This is a genomic window from Pseudomonas sp. DCB_BI, from assembly GCF_026240995.1.
Taxonomy (GTDB): domain Bacteria; phylum Pseudomonadota; class Gammaproteobacteria; order Pseudomonadales; family Pseudomonadaceae; genus Aquipseudomonas.
On record NZ_JAPFCG010000027.1, the window covers coordinates 1 to 17,296 of the forward strand.

14 protein-coding genes are annotated in these 17,296 nt (G+C 62.4%); 13 read left to right on the forward strand and 1 reads right to left on the reverse strand.

Translation table 11 applies throughout. The features are described 5' to 3' along the window. The 6 genes from OO258_RS24130 to OO258_RS24155 form a co-directional block, all read left to right on the forward strand. Positions 1 to 3,752 (forward strand): immunoglobulin-like domain-containing protein (locus tag OO258_RS24130; RefSeq protein ID WP_266033508.1); only part of this gene is annotated, 3,752 nt, incomplete at its 5' end. Positions 3,753 to 4,003: 251 nt separating this feature from the next. Further along, a complete protein-coding gene (locus tag OO258_RS24135; RefSeq protein ID WP_266033686.1) occupies positions 4,004 to 4,345 on the forward strand; it encodes a tryptophan synthase subunit beta in 342 nt (113 codons plus the stop codon). A 187-nt stretch (positions 4,346 to 4,532) separates the two neighbouring features. Then, positions 4,533 to 5,432 carry a TauD/TfdA dioxygenase family protein gene (locus tag OO258_RS24140; protein WP_266033511.1) on the forward strand — a complete coding sequence of 300 codons (900 nt, stop codon included), beginning with the start codon at positions 4,533 to 4,535 and terminating at the stop codon, positions 5,430 to 5,432. Positions 5,433 to 5,450: 18 nt separating this feature from the next. After that, positions 5,451 to 6,470: an ABC transporter substrate-binding protein gene (locus OO258_RS24145; protein WP_266033514.1), complete on the forward strand. Its 1,020-nt coding sequence runs from the start codon at positions 5,451 to 5,453 to the stop codon at positions 6,468 to 6,470. A gap of 6 nt (positions 6,471 to 6,476) precedes the next feature. Next, positions 6,477 to 7,340, forward strand: coding sequence for an ABC transporter ATP-binding protein (locus tag OO258_RS24150; protein ID WP_266033516.1), 864 nt, complete (start codon positions 6,477 to 6,479; stop codon positions 7,338 to 7,340). A 14-nt stretch (positions 7,341 to 7,354) separates the two neighbouring features. Further along, positions 7,355 to 8,218: an ABC transporter permease gene (locus OO258_RS24155; protein ID WP_110746733.1), complete on the forward strand. Its 864-nt coding sequence runs from the start codon at positions 7,355 to 7,357 to the stop codon at positions 8,216 to 8,218. A gap of 111 nt (positions 8,219 to 8,329) precedes the next feature. Here OO258_RS24155 and OO258_RS24160 read toward each other — a convergent pair whose 3' ends face one another. Continuing rightward, a complete protein-coding gene (locus OO258_RS24160; RefSeq protein WP_110746735.1) occupies positions 8,330 to 8,887 on the reverse strand; it encodes a WYL domain-containing protein in 558 nt (185 codons plus the stop codon). Between the two features lie 208 nt (positions 8,888 to 9,095). Here OO258_RS24160 and OO258_RS24165 point away from each other — a divergent pair, with 208 nt between their 5' ends. The 7 genes from OO258_RS24165 (at position 9,096) to OO258_RS24195 (ending at position 17,243) form a co-directional block, all read left to right on the forward strand. Further along, positions 9,096 to 9,890: a tetratricopeptide repeat protein gene (locus tag OO258_RS24165; protein ID WP_266033519.1), complete on the forward strand. Its 795-nt coding sequence runs from the start codon at positions 9,096 to 9,098 to the stop codon at positions 9,888 to 9,890. A gap of 160 nt (positions 9,891 to 10,050) precedes the next feature. Further along, positions 10,051 to 10,503: a MarR family winged helix-turn-helix transcriptional regulator gene (locus OO258_RS24170; RefSeq protein ID WP_266033522.1), complete on the forward strand. Its 453-nt coding sequence runs from the start codon at positions 10,051 to 10,053 to the stop codon at positions 10,501 to 10,503. Further along, a complete protein-coding gene (locus OO258_RS24175; protein ID WP_266033524.1) occupies positions 10,500 to 12,587 on the forward strand; it encodes an FUSC family protein in 2,088 nt (695 codons plus the stop codon). Before OO258_RS24170 ends, OO258_RS24175 begins: the two co-directional genes overlap by 4 nt. Next, on the forward strand, positions 12,584 to 12,796 hold the full coding sequence (locus tag OO258_RS24180; RefSeq protein WP_110746744.1) for a DUF1656 domain-containing protein: 213 nt from the start codon (positions 12,584 to 12,586) through the stop codon (positions 12,794 to 12,796). Before OO258_RS24175 ends, OO258_RS24180 begins: the two co-directional genes overlap by 4 nt. Continuing rightward, on the forward strand, positions 12,793 to 13,668 hold the full coding sequence (locus OO258_RS24185; protein WP_266033527.1) for an HlyD family secretion protein: 876 nt from the start codon (positions 12,793 to 12,795) through the stop codon (positions 13,666 to 13,668). Before OO258_RS24180 ends, OO258_RS24185 begins: the two co-directional genes overlap by 4 nt. Beyond that, positions 13,665 to 15,083, forward strand: coding sequence for an efflux transporter outer membrane subunit (locus tag OO258_RS24190; RefSeq protein WP_266033530.1), 1,419 nt, complete (start codon positions 13,665 to 13,667; stop codon positions 15,081 to 15,083). Before OO258_RS24185 ends, OO258_RS24190 begins: the two co-directional genes overlap by 4 nt. Positions 15,084 to 15,299: 216 nt before the next feature. Beyond that, complete coding sequence (locus OO258_RS24195) at positions 15,300 to 17,243, forward strand: FTR1 family protein (RefSeq protein ID WP_266033534.1); 1,944 nt, start codon at positions 15,300 to 15,302, stop codon at positions 17,241 to 17,243. The last annotated feature ends 53 nt before the right edge of the window (positions 17,244 to 17,296 follow it).

Here is a 17,296-nt window from a genome sequence, read left to right on the forward strand (position 1 = left end):
TGGGTATCAAGTCGGCGGCCGACATCGGCAACCGCACCTTCGAGAACCTGCAGCTGGGCGACGCGGCCAAGGTCACCGTGACCGACACCACCGACGAAGTGGTGGCCAAGCTGACGGCCACCCCTTCTGTAACTGAAGGTGGCGCGATCACCTACACCGTGACCCTGACCAACAAAGACGGCCTGCCGATCGACAAGCACGCGGCGCTGACCTTCACCTTGAGCGACGGCACCACCGTCATCACCGTGCCGGCCAACAGCACCGTAGGGACTGCTACCGTCACCGCTCCGGACAACGTCTACGTCGGCAGCAACCCGGCGGTGATCAAGTCGATCGCCTCGGTGAGCGGCGATGACGTCGGCAAGTTCGAGAAACTGACCCTGGATAAAACCCAGGTGACCACCACCGTTACCGACGAGCCAGGTGTGGGCACTCCGGGCACTGGTAACCAGGGTGATGTCACCACCGTCGGCATCAGCGGGAGCACTTCGCTGACCGAAGGCGACACCGGCCATTACACGCTGACCTTGAGCAATGCGTCGAAGTCCGAGGTCACCATTACCCTCAGCTACAGCGGCACTGCCAAAAATGGTGAGGACTTTACCGGTGTCGCCACCGTGAAAATTCCAGCCAACAGCAGCAGCACCACGTTCGACATCGCGACCATCGACGACAAGCTGGTCGAGGGGACCGAGAACTTCGTGGTGAAGATCGAAGCCGCCACTGGTGGTAACTTCGAGAACCTGCAGGTCGACAGCAGCAAGTCGAGCGTGACTACGACCATTCTGGACAACGACCACCTGCCGGTTTCGCCTGGCGGTGCGGTGTTCGGTGTGGAAGACACTGACTACGTCTTCGCCTGGAGTGACTTCAAGGTCACCGATGCCGATGGCAACACCGGCTTGTCAGTAACCATTTCTTCGCTCCCGGCCGCGGGCACCCTGCAGTTCTTCAACGGGACTGCATGGGTGAACGTGACCGCTGGCCAGGTGATCAGCCAGGCTGATATCACGGCCCAGAACCTGAAGTTCGTACCGGCTCAGAACCAGTCGGGTGCGGACAACTATGGTGGCAACGGCGTGGGTAACCAACAGGCCGATTACGCGCAGTTCAAGTTCAAGCCGAACGACGGCACCAACCTGGGCAGCGAAGTGACCATGAAGGTCGACATCAGCCCGGTTGCCGACAAACCGACATTGAGCTTCGGCAGCGCCGATGTTGCGTCCAAAGGCCTGACCAAGGAAGTCTGGACTACCCTCAAAGGCCTGGGCACCGATGGCAATGGCATTACCGGTGATGCGCTCAAGACGGTCTTTGCCAACTCCGGCAACGCTGCCTCCAGCTCCACCACCACCAACGTGCAGTCTGATGGCAGCGTCACTGCCGGCACCGGCTCGAAAACCTCGGGCCTGATCTACCTGGAAGCCGGCAAGACCTACACCTTTAGCGGCACTGCTGATGACAGCTTCGTGGTCACCATTGGTGGCAAGACTGTGGTCACGGCCACCTGGGGTGGCGGTGGCCAGGTTTCGGGCACCTTCACCCCGAACACCAGCGGCTACTACCCGATCGAGGTCTACCATGCCAACCAGTCCGGTCCGGGCAGCTATGACCTGAACATCCAGGTAGGCTCGGGTGCGGTCACTGACCTGAACAGCTCGAACGTCAAGATGTACCAGAACGTGACCGAGATGGCCAATGCTGGCCTGGGCGTGTCCGACCTGCATACCGTAAATGGTCAGAGCTACTACGACGGCTACAAGCTGAACGAAGGGCCGGAAGGTGGCTCGGTGAAATTGGTCGGTATTACAACCGCCCTGACCGATACCGACGGTTCAGAAACCCTGAACGTGACCCTCAGCGGTATTCCGAAAGGCACTGTACTCAGCGATGGCGCAGGCCACACGGTCACGGTAGGCAGCACACCAGTGGATGTGACCGGCTGGAAGCTCAGCAGCCTGACCTTGACTCCGCCGGCCTACTACAAAGGCTCGTTCGACATCACTGTCATCTCGACTGCCACTGAAAGCCTGGGCGGTTCGGCCATGACCACTGGCAATATCCCAGTGACCGTGTACGCCGCGACCTACAAGGCCAGCGTAGGCACTGCGGGCAACGACACCATGACCGGCAGCGAAGGCAACGACATCATTGTCGCCGACGTGGCTGGCCTTAACGTGGTCCAGGGCAAGAACTACAACATCGCCTTCATGGTCGACAGCTCGGGCAGTATGAGCGACAAGTCGATTTCCGACGCGAAGGCGCAGTTGGCGTCGGTGTTCAACTCACTCAAGTCCAGCCTGGGCTCCGACACTTCGGGTACCGTGAACATCTTCCTGGTTGACTTCGATACCCAGGTGAACAAGAACGTAGCGGTGAACCTTGCCGACCCGGATGCCCTGAGCAAGTTGCAGGCGGTATTGAACTCGATGGTGGGCGGCTACTACGGTGGCGGTACCAACTATGAGGACGCGTTCAAGACCACTGCCAACTTCTTCAAGAGCACCATGGCTACCAGCAACACCGGTGCAGAAAACCTGACCTACTTCATCACCGACGGTAAACCCACGTACTACCAGAACGGCGAGTCGACCAACCCGCGTCTGTGGACGGGCGGCAAGTACCTGGACGATGTGGTCAACGTCAACAACTACAAGATTGGTGACTCCTTCAGCACCATGGTCGACAGCACCCACAAGCTGGAAATCAGCAGCAACGGGACGGTCACGCTCTATACCTACCGGAGCAGTGGTCGCCTGGATTCGACCAGCGACCTGGGCACCATCCATGCCCAGGGTGACGGTACCTACGAGCTGTCCAATCTGGCCGGCAACGGCGGGACAAGCTCGAATAACCTTTCCAATGCGGCTGATGGCTCGACGGCGAGTTTCAACCTGCTTTCTGGCGTGACCAAAGTGCAAGCCATCGGCCTGAACAGTGATGTCACGCTGAGCGACCTGACACCGTACGACAGCGCTGGCAAGCCACAGACCAACATCGATCCGTCCGACCTGGCCAAGGCGATCCTCGGCCACTCCGAAGCAACGGTACCGGGTGCTGATACCATCGACGGTGGCAACGGCAACGACATCATCTTCGGTGACCTGATCACCCTCAACGGTGTGGTGAGCGAGGGCTATCAGGCCCTGCAAACCTATGTCGCGCAGAAGAGCGGGGTCGAAGTCAGCGCCGTCAGCACCAGCAATGTGCACCAGTACATCAGCGAGCACTACAGCGAATTCGATATCTCTGGCGCCAAAGATGGCAACGACATCCTGTCGGGCGGCAATGGCAACGATATCCTCTTCGGCCAAGGTGGTAACGACACGCTCAACGGTGGCAAAGGTAATGACATCCTGCTGGGCGGTACTGGCAATGACACCCTGATCGGTGGCGAGGGCAACGATATCCTGATCGGTGGCAGCGGTGCCGACACCTTCGTGTGGAAGGCTGGCGACATTGGCAGCGATGTGATCAAAGACTTCAAGGTGGCCGAGGGCGACCGGATCGACCTGAAGGACCTGCTGCAGGGCGAGAAGGGCAGCACCATCGACAACTACCTGAAGCTCTCCACGGTGGAAGGCACGACTACGTTGCAGGTCAGCAGCGAAGGCAAGCTCAACGCCGAAGGTGGTATCGCCAATGCCGACGTGACCATCAAGCTGGAAGGGGTGAACTGGTCCAACACCACGATCAACTCGTTGATCAGCGGTGCTGACCCGACCATCATCATTCACAACAAGGACAGCTGATTGCTGATGCGTTAGCGGGCTGCTCTGCAGCCCGGTCGCTGGCAAGCCAGCCCGCATAGGTACAGTGCAAGCCTTCAAGGTTGTGCTACCCCTGTGGGCGCTGGCTTGCCGGCGATTGGCCGCGCAGCGGTCACGGCTCTTTCCTGCCATCTCTCGACAGCGCATACTCTGGCGCCGGGCCTGCGTGCCTGCTGATCTTTGCCTATGCTGCTGCCTACCAACAAGGAATCAACGTGACGAGGGACACCGCCATGTTCTACGTGCAACGCAATGCTGCTGGTGAGTTGCTGCGGGTAGAGGCAGCCGCTTTTGACCAGTTCACCGAAATGCTTCCCGCCGACCATGCCGATATTCAGGAGTGGTTTGCCGACGACGTCGTGGAAAACAGCCTCAACCAGCTCAAGCAAAGCGACTTGGACATGATCCGTGTCCTTGAAGATCTGATCGATGTACTGACCGCCAAGGGTGTGTTCAAGATTACCGACCTGCCCGCAGGCGCACAGGCCAAGCTGCTCAACCGTTCTACGGCGCGCAGGGCGCTCAGCAGCCTGAACAACCTGATCGATGAGGAAGAGCAGGGCGGGCTGATCTGAGCAAGGCTCGGTGCTATGGTTATTCTTTAAAGGTATTTAAATTATTCCTCTTATGACTTTATAGTCGCTTCCACTGCGTACCCGTCGACCAATCGATGCGCCGCACGACTTGAACCCACACGGGAAATCCCCGTGCGTTTCTGATCGTTGCGCGCCATTGAAGTCGCGCACTGCGTGGGAGTGAAAAATGTCAGCCGCCTCGAACGCCTTGTCGACCATCGACAGCGCCCAGCCGCAATCCTTCGAAATCCGCCCATTCGCCGGTGCCGTCGGTGCCGAGATCATCGGTCTGGACCTGGCCGCACCGGTCAACGCCGCGGATTTCGCGCGTATCCATCGTGCCCACCTCGACCACCATGTGCTGGTGTTCCGCGACCAGCGCATCAGCCCAGATCAACAAATTGCCTTCAGCCGGCGTTTCGGCGAATTGCAGATCCACGTGCTCAAGCAGTTCCTGCTTGCCGGCCACCCCGAGATCCTGATCGTTTCCAACATCATCGAGAATGGCCAGAACATCGGCCTGGGTGATGCCGGAAAGTTCTGGCACTCAGACCTGTCCTACAAAGCGTTGCCCAGCCTTGGTTCGATGCTGCACGCCCAGGAACTGCCCAGCGAAGGCGGCGACACGCTGTTTGCCGACATGCACAAGGCCTGGGACGCTGTGCCTGACGCCCTGCGCAAAGTGGTCGAGGGCCGCGATGCCGCCCACTCCTACACCGCCCGTTACGCCGAAACCAAGTTCGAAGGCAATTGGCGCCCGACCCTGACTGCCGAGCAACTGGCACAGGTTCAGGAAGTGATCCACCCGGTGGTGCGCACTCATCCGGAAAACGGCCGCAAGGCACTGTTCGTCAGCGAAGGCTTCACCACCCGCATCGTCGGCCTGCCAGATGACGAAAGTCGCGACGTGCTGCAGCAGCTCTACGCCCTCAGCGTGCTGGAGCAGAACATCTACCGCCACCAGTGGCGGCCCCACGACCTGGTGTTCTGGGACAACCGCTCGCTGATTCACCTGGCCACCGGTTGCCCCGCCGACCTGCGGCGCAAGCTGTATCGCACCACTATCCAGGGCGATGCCCCTTTCTGACGTCTGAGGAATACCATCATGCGCAAATCCATCAGCCGCCTGGCGGCAAGCATCGGACTGGGCGCTAGCCTGGTCGTCGGCAGCCTGGCGGCCCCCGCCGTGGCACAAGCAGAAGGCAAGATTCGCATCGCCGAGCAGTTCGGCATCGTCTACCTGCTGCTTAACGTGGTGCGTGACCAGCACCTGATCGAGAAACACGGCAAGGAGCAGGGCATCGACATCGAAGTCGACTGGGCCCAATTGTCGGGTGGTTCGGCGATCAACGACGCCCTGCTGTCCGGCTCGGTCGATATCGCCGGTGCTGGGGTCGGCCCGCTGCTGACCGTCTGGGACCGCACCAAGGGCCGGCAGAACGTCAAGGCTGTGGCCTCGCTGGGTAACTTCCCGTACTACCTGGTCAGCAGCAACCCCAATGTGAAGACCATCGCTGATATCTCCGACAAGGACCGCATCGCGCTGCCGGCGGTAGGCGTGTCGGTACAGTCGCGCTTCCTGCAATACGCCGCTGCGCAGCAATGGGGCGACAAGGAATACAACCGCCTCGACAAGTACACCCTGGCCGTACCGCACCCGGACGCCACCGCCGCGTTGCTGGCCGGTGGCACCGAGCTGAACGGTCACTTCTCCAACCCGCCGTTCCAGGACCAGGTGCTGGCCAACAAGGACGTGCACGTGGTGCTCAACAGCTACGACCTGCTTGGGCCCAACTCGCCGACCTTGCTGTTCGCGACTGAAAAATTCCGCAAGGACAACCCGAAAACCTACAAAGCGTTCGTCGACGCCTTGGCTGAAGCCGCAGACTTCGCCCAGAAGGACAAGGCCGCTGCCGCCGACACCTACATCCGCGTGACCAACGCCAAGATCGACCGCGACGCGCTGATCAAGCTGATCGACAACCCGCAGTACGAGTTCACCGTCACGCCAAAGAACACCTACAAGCTGGCCGATTTCCTGTATCGGGTAGGCGCCATCAAGCACAAGCCGGAATCGTGGAAGGACTACTTCTTCCAGGATGAACGCCCGCTGCAGGGGAGCTGACTGATCATGACCGCCCCTTTGCCAGGCCACACGGCCAGCAACCTGAGCCGTGTCGTAACGCCACCTTTGCTGAAGGTGGATAACCTCAGCCTCGAATACCGCACCGCGCAGCGCGTGGTGCGTGCCACCCACCAGGTCAGCTTCGAAGTCGATCGTGCCGACCGTTTTGTGCTGCTCGGCCCCTCTGGCTGCGGCAAGTCCACCTTGCTCAAGGCGGTTGCCGGGTTCATCCAGCCACAGGAAGGACAGATTCTGCTGCAAGGCCAGGCAGTACGTGGCCCCGGCCCTGACCGCATCGTGGTGTTCCAGGAGTTCGACCAGCTGCCACCATGGAAAACGGTGAAGCAGAACGTGATGTTCCCGCTGTTGGTTTCGGGCCAGCTCAAGCGCGCCGAAGCAGAAGAACGGGCACTGCATTACCTCGACAAGGTCGGCCTGGCGGCCTTTGCCGATGCCTATCCGCATACCTTGTCGGGGGGCATGAAGGCCCGCGTGGCGATCGCCCGCGCCTTGGCTACGCAGCCGAAGATCCTGCTGATGGACGAGCCATTTGCTGCACTGGATGCGCTGACCCGACGCAAGATGCAGGAAGAGTTGCTGCTGCTGTGGGAGGAGGTGCGCTTCACCCTGCTGTTCGTCACCCACTCCATCGAAGAAGCGCTGGTGATCGGCAATCGCATCCTGCTGTTGTCGCCGCACCCGGGGCGGGTGCGCGCAGAAGTGCACAGCCACCAATACGACCTGGGCAGTCTGGGCGGCAGTGACTTCCAGGCCAGTGCCCGGCGTATCCATCGTTTGCTGTTCGACGAGGCAGAAGTCCCGGAACAGCCCGACGACCTGGGCTTCAACGACATTCGCATCGCCTACTGACAGGAGCTTCAGCCATGACCACTACACCTGTACGCCAGGAATACGAGGTGCAGCTGCAGCCCCTGCTCAGTGTGCCTGTGGAGCGCCGATTACCGTTGGCCCAGCGCCTGTGGCAGCAGGGCTGGTTGCGCAAAGCGGTAATCCTGCTGGTAATCGCCGTGCTGTGGGAGGCCGCTGCGCGATACCAGGGTAACGACCTGCTGCTGCCCAGCTTCCTGCAAACAGCTGCAGCCCTGTGGGGCGGCTTGATCAGTGGTGAGCTGCCGGCCAAGGTCGGGGTTTCGCTGGTGATCCTGCTCAAGGGCTATGTGTTGGGTATTGTCCTGGCCTTCGGTTTGACCAGCCTGGCGGTTTCCACCCAGTTAGGACGGGACTTGCTGGGCACGCTGACTTCGATGTTCAACCCGCTGCCGGCCATCGCTCTGCTGCCGCTGGCCTTGCTTTGGTTCGGGCTGGGTGACAACAGCCTGATCTTCGTGCTGGTGCATTCGGTGCTGTGGGCATTGGCACTCAATACCTATGCCGGCTTTCTCGGCGTGTCCGAGACCCTGCGCATGGCTGGGCGCAACTACGGCCTGAAAGGGCTGCGGCTGGTGCTGCACATCCTGGTACCGGCGGCCTTGCCATCGATTCTGTCGGGTTTGAAGATTGGCTGGGCGTTTGCCTGGCGCACCCTGATCGCCGCCGAATTGGTGTTCGGCGCCAGCAGTGGCAAGGGCGGGCTGGGATGGTACATCTTCCAGAACCGGAACGAGCTGTACACCGACAAGGTGTTCGCCGGTTTGGCGGTGGTGATCCTGATCGGTTTGCTGGTGGAAGGGCTGGTGTTCAATACCCTGGAGCGCCTGACGGTACGGCGCTGGGGCATGCAGCGCTGACCTTTACTGGCCCTATCGCCGGCAAGCCAACTCCCACAGGAGATTCACAAGCCTTGGGGGCGGTGGCATACCTGTGGGTGCTGGCTTGCCGGCGATAGGGTCACTACAGGTTCAATCAAGGTACTGCGCCGCCGCATTGCTCAGGATCCTGCCAATTTCTTCCCGCAACCCCGTAGGCTGTTCCACCACCACGCCATCGCCATGGCTCAACAGCCACCAACGCAGCGGCCAGCCATCGCTCACCGTGCCCCGCAACCGATGCCCATGCTCTAGCGCCGTCAGCTGCATGTCGCTGCTCAAAGGCGCTTCCCGCAACTGCCGCGCCAGCGCATCACTGATCCGCGCCACCAGCTCCACGCCCTCGCCCTGGACCGGTTGCAGCGCATCACCGCGCAGGTGCGTGAGCAGGTCGAAGTTACCGCGCAACTCGCCTACGGCACTTGCCGACCAGTGCCAGCCGAACGGAATGCTCTTGTCATTGCGCTCCAGGGGAAAAATCAGCGACAGCTCATTGAGGTCTCGCTCGACAGTGCGTTTGCTGACCGTAAAGCCCACATCGCGCAGGCGCCACACCAATTCGGCGCTGGTAATGCCAGGAGAGCGGCTGGGTAGCTGGCGCAGCAGCGCCCACTGACGGCTGAGGGTGGCGCGAGTGGTGGCGAACGGCAAAAGATAACGTCCTTGTCTAGGCTTTGCTGCAACAGGATGGCCGCAGGCGTGAAGTATGGCAATTGGCCACAGCCTGCTCAGATCAAGGAACTCGCATTTGGTTGCCTTGTGCCGAATCGTTCGCGACAGGTTTTGACGTGACGTCACGCAAAATCACGCCTCATCACAGCCGAAGGTTGGGGTTGTGCGTCGTTCAATGAGGATGAACATGTCTGCTGCCAGCAATATCCATTCGCTGCTTGCCCGCCTTTTGCCTGAACGGGTCATCGCCCCACCTGCGCCTGTCGGTAGGCGGCATCGAATGTTTGCCGGTGTGGGCCTGCCTAGCCAGCGTTCATTGCTGGTCAATCGCCTGGACGAGGCCAGCGACCTGCAGACGGTGTATGCCGACCTGCGCCACCAGGCCTTGCAAGGCAGCGTGGCGGCCCTGAATGACCTCGGCTGGATCTGGCTCAACGGCAAGTACTGGCGTGCCGATACCGTACTGGCCGGGCACCTGCTGCGCATGGCCGCGTTGCAGGGTAATGCCGCCGCCTGGTTCAACCTCGGGCAGCAGCACTATTTTGGCAAAGGCATCGATCCATCCTACGTTCAGGCGGCCGATTGCTATCGGCAAGCCTTTGAGCGCGGCATGTTGCACGCGGCGGCGGCGTTGGGCGACCTGTATGAGGAGGAGGTGTGCGACGGCGCTCTGGAATGGCAGGTCGACCTGGTGCAGGCCTACCAGTGGTTCATGCGCGGGGCAGAACGGGGCGAGGCGCGCTGCCGTTTTGAGGTGGGTTACCGGTTGATGCACGGGCTGTATGTGGAGGCTGACGTCAAGGCCGCGCTGTACTGGCTGGAACTGGCGGCAGCGGCCGGGGTGGTGCAGGCAGCCGAGGAGTTGGCGGTGCATTTCAGCAGCCGTGACGGGATGCGATACCAGGAGTGGCGCGACCGCGCAGTGCACATGGGCAGTACGCTGGCCCTGACCATGAAGCTGGAAGATCAGATACAGCCCTGATTCTGTCGCCTGTACTGGCACTGCCGCCGGCACAGGCAGCCAAATACCCCCAGCATGAACAACAATTCATCCATACCCCTGGTCAGCCCCTGTTGACGACAGGGGGAGGCACAGGCGTATATTGATAGTTAGCAAACTATGAATATCCTTGGTTCCTTCAATGTCCCTTGATCTCCTGCGCCTGCAAGTCAGCAGCGGCATGGTGGTTGCCGCTCGCCATTGGCGGCGCATTTGCCATGCTGCGCTGACCGGTTACGGCATTTCCGAGGCTTGCGCCGCGCCACTGCTGATGATCGTGCGTCTGGGTGACGGCGTGCACCAGGTGGCTGTGGCCCAGGCCGCCGGGCTGGAAAGCCCATCGCTGGTGCGCCTGCTCGATCAACTGTGCAAGGCCGGCCTGGTCTGCCGCAGCGAGGACCCACTCGACCGCCGCGCCAAGGCCCTGAGCCTGACCGGCGAAGGCCGCGCCTTGGCCGAAGCCATTGAAGCCGAGCTGGTGCGCCTGCGCCGCGATGTGCTGCAGGGCATCGACCAGGCTGACCTGGAAGCCGCCTTGCGTGTGCTGCGCGCTTTTGAGGCTGCCGGCCTGGGCAGTACGGGCGGCGTGGCATGAACGGCTTCTTCAGCTCCGTCCCCCCGGCGCGCGACTGGTTCTACGGCGTGCGCACCTTTGCCGCTTCCATGATTGCCCTGTACATCGCCCTGCTCATGCAGTTGCCGCGCCCCTACTGGGCCATGGCCACGGTGTATATCGTCTCCAGCCCGTTCGTAGGCCCGACCAGTTCCAAGGCCGTGTACCGCGCCGTGGGTACGTTGCTCGGGGCCGGTGGGGCGATTTTCCTGGTGCCGCCGCTGGTGCAGTCGCCGTTGCTGCTGAGCATCGCCATCGCCCTGTGGACCGGCACCTTGCTGTTCCTTTCACTGAACCTGCGCACGGCAAACAACTACGTCCTGATGCTGGCGGGCTACACCCTGCCCATGATCGCTCTGGCGGTTGTGGATAACCCGCTGGCTGTGTTCGACGTAGCGTCTTCCCGTGCCCAGGAAATCTGCCTGGGGATCGTCTGTGCGGCGGTGGTCGGAGCCATCTTCTGGCCGCGCCGGCTGGCGCCCGTGGTGGTTGGCGCCACCGGCAACTGGTTCGCCGAAGCGATTCGCTACAGCGACACCTACCTGGCCCGCGATGTCAGCGCCGACAAAGTCGGCGGCATGCGCGGGGCGATGGTCGCCACCTTCAACTCGCTGGAACTGATGATCGGCCAGCTCGGTCATGAAGGTGCTGGCCCGCATACCTTGAAGAATGCCCGCGAACTGCGTGGACGGATGATTCACCTGCTGCCGGTGATCGATGCGCTCGATGACGCGTTGGTCGCCCTTGAAGGCCGCGCCGCGGCCCAGTTCGCCCAGCTGCAGCCTGTGCTTGCAGCCGCCCGCGAATGGCTCAAAGGCACGGCCGACAGTGCGTCGGTGGCGCGCTGGACCGCATTTCACGAGCAAATCGACCGCCTGCAGCCCGCTGCCGCCATGCTCGACCAGCGCGCCGAACTGTTGCTGTCCAACGCCCTTTATCGCCTGACCGAATGGGCCGACCTGTGGCAGGACTGCTGCGCGCTGCAACATGCCTTGCGCACTGACGACGCCACGCCATGGCGTGCGGTCTACCGCCACTGGCGCCTGGGCCGCCTGACGGCATTCTTCGACCGCGGCTTGATGCTCTATTCGGTGGCCTCCACGGTCCTGGCAATCGTGGTCGCCTGCGGCTTGTGGATCGGTCTGGGCTGGAACGAAGGCGCCAGTGCGGTGATTCTCGCTGCCGTATCTTGCAGCTTCTTTGCCGCCATGGATGACCCGGCGCCGCAGATCTACCGGTTCTTCTTCTGGACCTTGATGTCGGTGATTTTCTCCAGCCTGTACCTGTTCCTGGTACTGCCCAACCTGCACGACTTCCCGATGCTGGTGCTGGCCTTCGCTGTACCGTTCATTTGTGTCGGTACCCTGACCGTGCAGCCGCGCTTTTACCTGGGCACCCTGCTGACCATCGTCAACACCTCGACCTTTATCAGCATCCAGGGCGCCTACGACGCCGACTTTTTCACTTTCCTCAATTCCAACCTGGCCGGCCCGGTTGGCCTGCTGTTCGCCTTTATCTGGACGTTGGTGATGCGCCCGTTCGGCGTAGAGCTGGCGGCCAAGCGCATGACCCGCTTCGCCTGGCGCGACATCGTTGAAATGACCGAGCCAGCGACCCTGGCCGAGCACCGTCAGGTCGGTGTGCAAATGCTCGACCGCCTGATGCAGCACCTGCCGCGTCTGTCGCAAACCGGCCAGGACAGCGGTGTGGCCCTGCGCGACCTGCGCGTCGGGCTGAACCTGCTCGACCTGATTGCCTACCTGCCGCGCGCTGGCCAGCAGGCCCGTGAACGGCTGAACACGGTAATCGAGGAAGTCGGCGCGCACTACGCTGCTTGCCTGCGTGCCGGCGAACGCCTGCATGCCCCGGCCGCACTGCTGCGCAACATGGAGCGGGCGCGGCTGGCGCTGAACCTTGACGAGTTGTACGAGCGTGGCGATGCCCGCACCCACTTGCTGCACGCCCTGAGCGGCCTGCGCCTGGCGCTGCTGCCCGGGGTGGAGGTGATGCTCGAGCCCGCCGAACAACCACAACTGCCACCCGGCCTCGACGGAGCGCCCCTGTGATTGGTGAACTGGATATCAGCGGGGTGTTCCTGCCCACGCTGCTGGTAATGATGTTTGGCACCTACCTGCTGTTCCTGGGGGTGCACGCAGTGCTGTTGCGCGTGCATTTCTACCGCCTGGTTTGGCACCGGGCGTTGTTTAACGTTGCCCTGTATGCCGTGCTGCTTGGCGCGGTGGACCACTTTTGTCGAAACCTGATGCTGCCATGAAAAAACCTTTGCTGACCCTGGGCCGTGTGGTCCTGACCTTGCTGGTAGTGACCTTCGCCGCCGTGCTCGTATGGCAGATGGTGGTCTACTACATGTTTGCCCCCTGGACCCGCGACGGCCACATTCGTGCCGACGTGATCCAGATCGCACCCGATGTGTCGGGGTTGATCCAGAAGGTCGAGGTGCGCGACAACCAGACCGTCAAGCGCGGCGATGTGTTGTTCACCATCGACCAGGACCGCTTCACCCTGGCGCTGCGCCAGGCCAAGGCCACGTTGGGCGAGCGCCAGGAAACCCTCGCCCAGGCCTCCCGCGAAGCGCAGCGTAACCGCAAGCTGGGTAACCTGGTGGCCGCCGAGCAACTGGAAGAAAGCCAGTCCCGCGAGGCCCGCGCCCGCTCTGCCGTCAGCGAGGCGCAGGTGGCGGTCGATACCGCTCAGCTCAACCTCGACCGCTCGGTGGTCCGCAGCCCGGTGGACGGCTACCTCAACGACCGCGCGCCTCGTAACCACGAGTTCGTCACTGCCGGCCGGCCGGTGCTCTCGGTGGTCGACAGCGCCTCGTACCATGTCGATGGCTACTTCGAAGAAACCAAGCTGGGCGGGATCCACATCGGCGACGCCGTGGACATCCGCGTGATGGGCGACAACACTCGCTTGCGCGGCCATGTGCAAAGCTTCGCCGCCGGCATCGAAGACCGCGACCGCAGCAGCGGCGCCAACCTGCTGCCCAACGTCAACCCAGCGTTCAGTTGGGTTCGCCTGGCCCAACGTATTCCGGTGCGCATCGCCTTTGACCAAGTGCCTGAGGACTTCCGCATGATCGCCGGGCGTACCGCCACGGTGTCGATCATCGAGGGCCCGCGTCCATGAAACAGTTGATCCTGGCTGGCCTCTGTCTGTCGCTGGGGGCTTGCATGATGGTCGGCCCCGACTATGAGGTGCCGAAGGATGCGGCGGTGCAACGCAGCGACCTCAACGGCCCACTGCGCCAGGATACCGACAGCGTGGTCTCGGCGCCGGTGCCCGAGGACTGGTGGCAGCTGTATCAGGATCCACGTCTGAACGAGCTTGTACGCCAGGCCCTGAGCGCGAACACCGAACTGCGCGTGGCTGCCGCCAACATCGCCAAAGCCCGCGCTCAGGTGGACGTGGCCGAATCGCAAGGCGGCTTCAACGGCGGGGTCAAAATCGGTGCCCAGCGTTTGCAAGAGGCTGGCCAGGCATTCTTGCTGACCGAGAAGGTGCCGGTGGCCAACATTGGTGAAGCCATCGTCAGCGCTTCTTATCAGTTTGACCTGTGGGGTACCTTCAAGCGCGGCACCGAGGCGGCCAAAGCCAATGCCGACGCTGTCCAGGCTGCGGCCGACACCGCCCGTATCACCTTGGTCGCGGATGTGGTCAAGGCCTACACCCAGGTGTGCTCGGCCAACGAGGAGTACCACATTGCCCGCGAGTCACTCGATTTGCAAGAGCAGAGCGTGAAGCTCAACCAGCGTTTGCGTGATGCCGGGCGCGGTGATGAAACCCAAGTCACGCGTTCGCAGACCCAGTTCAAATCGTTGCGCGCCGAACTGCCACGCTTCAAGGCTGAGCGTGAGACCGGCATGTACACCCTGGCCGCGCTGCTCGCCAGGCCCGTGGACCAGCTACCTGCCGGTACCGCTGATTGTGCCGAGCTGCCGCACCTGAACCAGCTGGTTCCGGTGGGCGACGGCGCGGCCTTGCTCAAGCGCCGCCCTGACGTCCGCCAGGCCGAGCGCCAGCTGGCTGCAGCCACTGCCTACATAGGTGTAGCGACCGGCGCGCTGTACCCGGACATCAGCATCGGGGCCCAGGTGGGGACCATCGGTATTCTCGAGGACCTTGGCGACCCTTCGACGAACCGCTGGGGCTTTGGCCCGCAGATCAGTTGGAGCATTCCCACCAACGGCACCCGCGCCCGCATTCGCATGGCCGAAGCCTCGACCCAGGCAGCCTTGGCCAGCTTCGACGGGGTGGTGCTGAACGCCATCCGTGAGACCCAAACCCGCCTGGCGCAGTACAGCGCCCTGCTGGACCGGCGCGATGCCCTTGCCGAAGCGGAGAAGTCGGCGAAAGAAGCAGCGGACCAGACGCACCGGTATTACCAGGCGGGGCGTGAATCGTTCCTGGCGGATTTGCAGGCAACGCGAACGTATACCGATGTGCGCGCGCAGCTGGCGGCGGCCAATAGCCAAGTGGCGCTGGGGCAGATTGGGGTGTTCCTGGCGTTGGGTGGGGGGTGGAAGGACACCGTCAAGCCTTGAGGTCAGAGGGTCGAGGCGCTGAAAGGGCCAAGGCAGGCCCTTCTTCAATAGCCTTCAGGAATCTGGGGCCGCTTTGCGGCCCATCGCCGCCAAGTCAGCTCCGATAGTTTCCGGGCCACCCTAAGGTTGAATGCCATCCCGCTTCATCTGATTTGTAGCAAGATTTTTCATGAAATCCGCCCAGCACCCTTGAGGGAAGCAAAGTGGAAGTGAACAATGTTCTCTTTCGCATTCCCTTCGAGACTGGCCATGAAAACCCGTTCCCGTCTGCTCGCCTGGCTGCCGGCTTTGTTGCTTGGCCCAGTGCTGGCGCTGTGCAGCACTTTGGCGCTGGCCGAAGCCCCCGCTGAGGCTACCAAAGCGCTGCATTTGCTCGACTACATTGGCGCTGACTACCCGCCGACCGTGCAAGACGGCAAGGTGATCGACGATGGTGAATACAGCGAGCAGCAGGAGTTCAGCACGGTATTGGCCGACTTGGTCAAAGGCCTGCCAGCAAATGCCGAGCAAGCGGCTCTCATGCAGGGCGTCCAGGCGCTGCGCCAGGCCATCGACCAGCGTCAGGACGGCCCGGGGGTGGCCAAGCAGGCCCGCCAGCTGGGTGCACGCCTGGCCGTGGCCTACGAGGTCAGCCAAGCCCCGGTGATCACCCCGGACGCAGCCCGTGGCGCTTCGCTATACGCACAAAACTGCTCGATCTGCCACGGTGACACTGGCGCGGGCGATGGCCCGGCAGGCATCGGCCTGGAGCCAGCACCCGCCAACCTGCGCGATGTTGCGCGCCTTGATCAGTTGAGCCTGTTTGACCTGTACAACACGCTTGCCCTGGGCATCGACGGCACCGAGATGCCGTCCTTTGCCGACCAGCTGGACGACCGCCAGCGTTGGGACGTGGCCGCCTACATCGCCAGTTTCACCGCCAAGCCGGAAGCCGGAAAAAGTGACAAGACCTGGAACATCGCCGACCTGGCTCGCCAGACCCCGGCCGAAGTCGCCGCCAGCGAAGGTAATGCGGTTGTAGCATCGTTCCGTGCCCAGCGTGCCCAGCCGCCACAGGTCAAACGCGGCCCGGCGCAATTGCTCGAATACACCGCCAGCACCCTGGACAAAAGCCTGGCGGCTTACCGCGCAGGCGACCACGACCAAGCCTACGACTTGTCGGTGGCGGCCTATCTGGAAGGCTTTGAGCTGGTAGAAAGCTCGCTGGACAACATCGACACCCAAGCGCGCAAGGACACCGAAAAAACGCTGATGGCTTATCGTCAGTCTCTGCAGGATGGCTTACCTCTGTCTCAGGCCGAGCAGCGTCTGGCCGAAGCCAAGGCCAAGCTTGAGCAGGCAGCCAAACTGTTGGGCAGCGATGGGCTGAGTTGGTCGCTGAGTTTTGTCTCCGGCTTGCTGATCCTGCTGCGCGAAGGGCTTGAAGCCATTCTGGTGCTGGCGGCGATCCTGGCCTTCCTGCGTAACACCGGTCAGCAGTCGGCGGTGCGCAGCGTCAATCTCGGCTGGTGTCTGGCGCTGGTGGCCGGCTTCGCCACCTGGGCCTTGGCGGCGTACGTGATCGATGTAGGTGGTGCCCAGCGCGAGCTGCTGGAAGGCTGCACGGCGCTGTTCGCCGCGGTGATGGTGCTGTGGCTTGGCGTGTGGATGCATGACCGCCGCCATGCCGCTGCCTGGCAGGACTACATCAAAAGCAGCCTGGTCAGCGGCGGCGGGCGCTTCGGCTTTGCCGTGCTGGCGTTCTTTTCGGTGTACCGCGAACTGTTCGAAGTGATTCTGTTCTACGAAACCCTGTGGCTGCAGGCCGGCCCTGCCGGGCACCAGGCGGTGCTGGCGGGTGGCGCCACGGCATTGGTCCTGCTGGTAGGTTTGGCGTGGGTCATCCTGCGTGGGTCGGCCAAGCTGCCGCTATCGCTGTTCTTCAGCATCAACGCCGGGCTGCTGTGCGTGCTGTCGGTGGTGTTCGCCGGGCATGGCGTGAAGGCGCTGCAGGAGGCTGGAATGCTGGGCACGCGGCCGGTTGGGTTCTTCGAATTCGACTGGCTGGGGATTCACCCCGATGCCTACTCGCTGTCGGCGCAGGCGCTGGCCTTGCTGGCCATTGTGTTGCTGTTCGGGCGCTCGCGCCTGGCGGAGAAGCGCAGGGCGGCGGCCAACTGACTGGAACCTGCACGGTCACTGTAGGAGCGGGTGAACCCGCTTCCACAGTGACC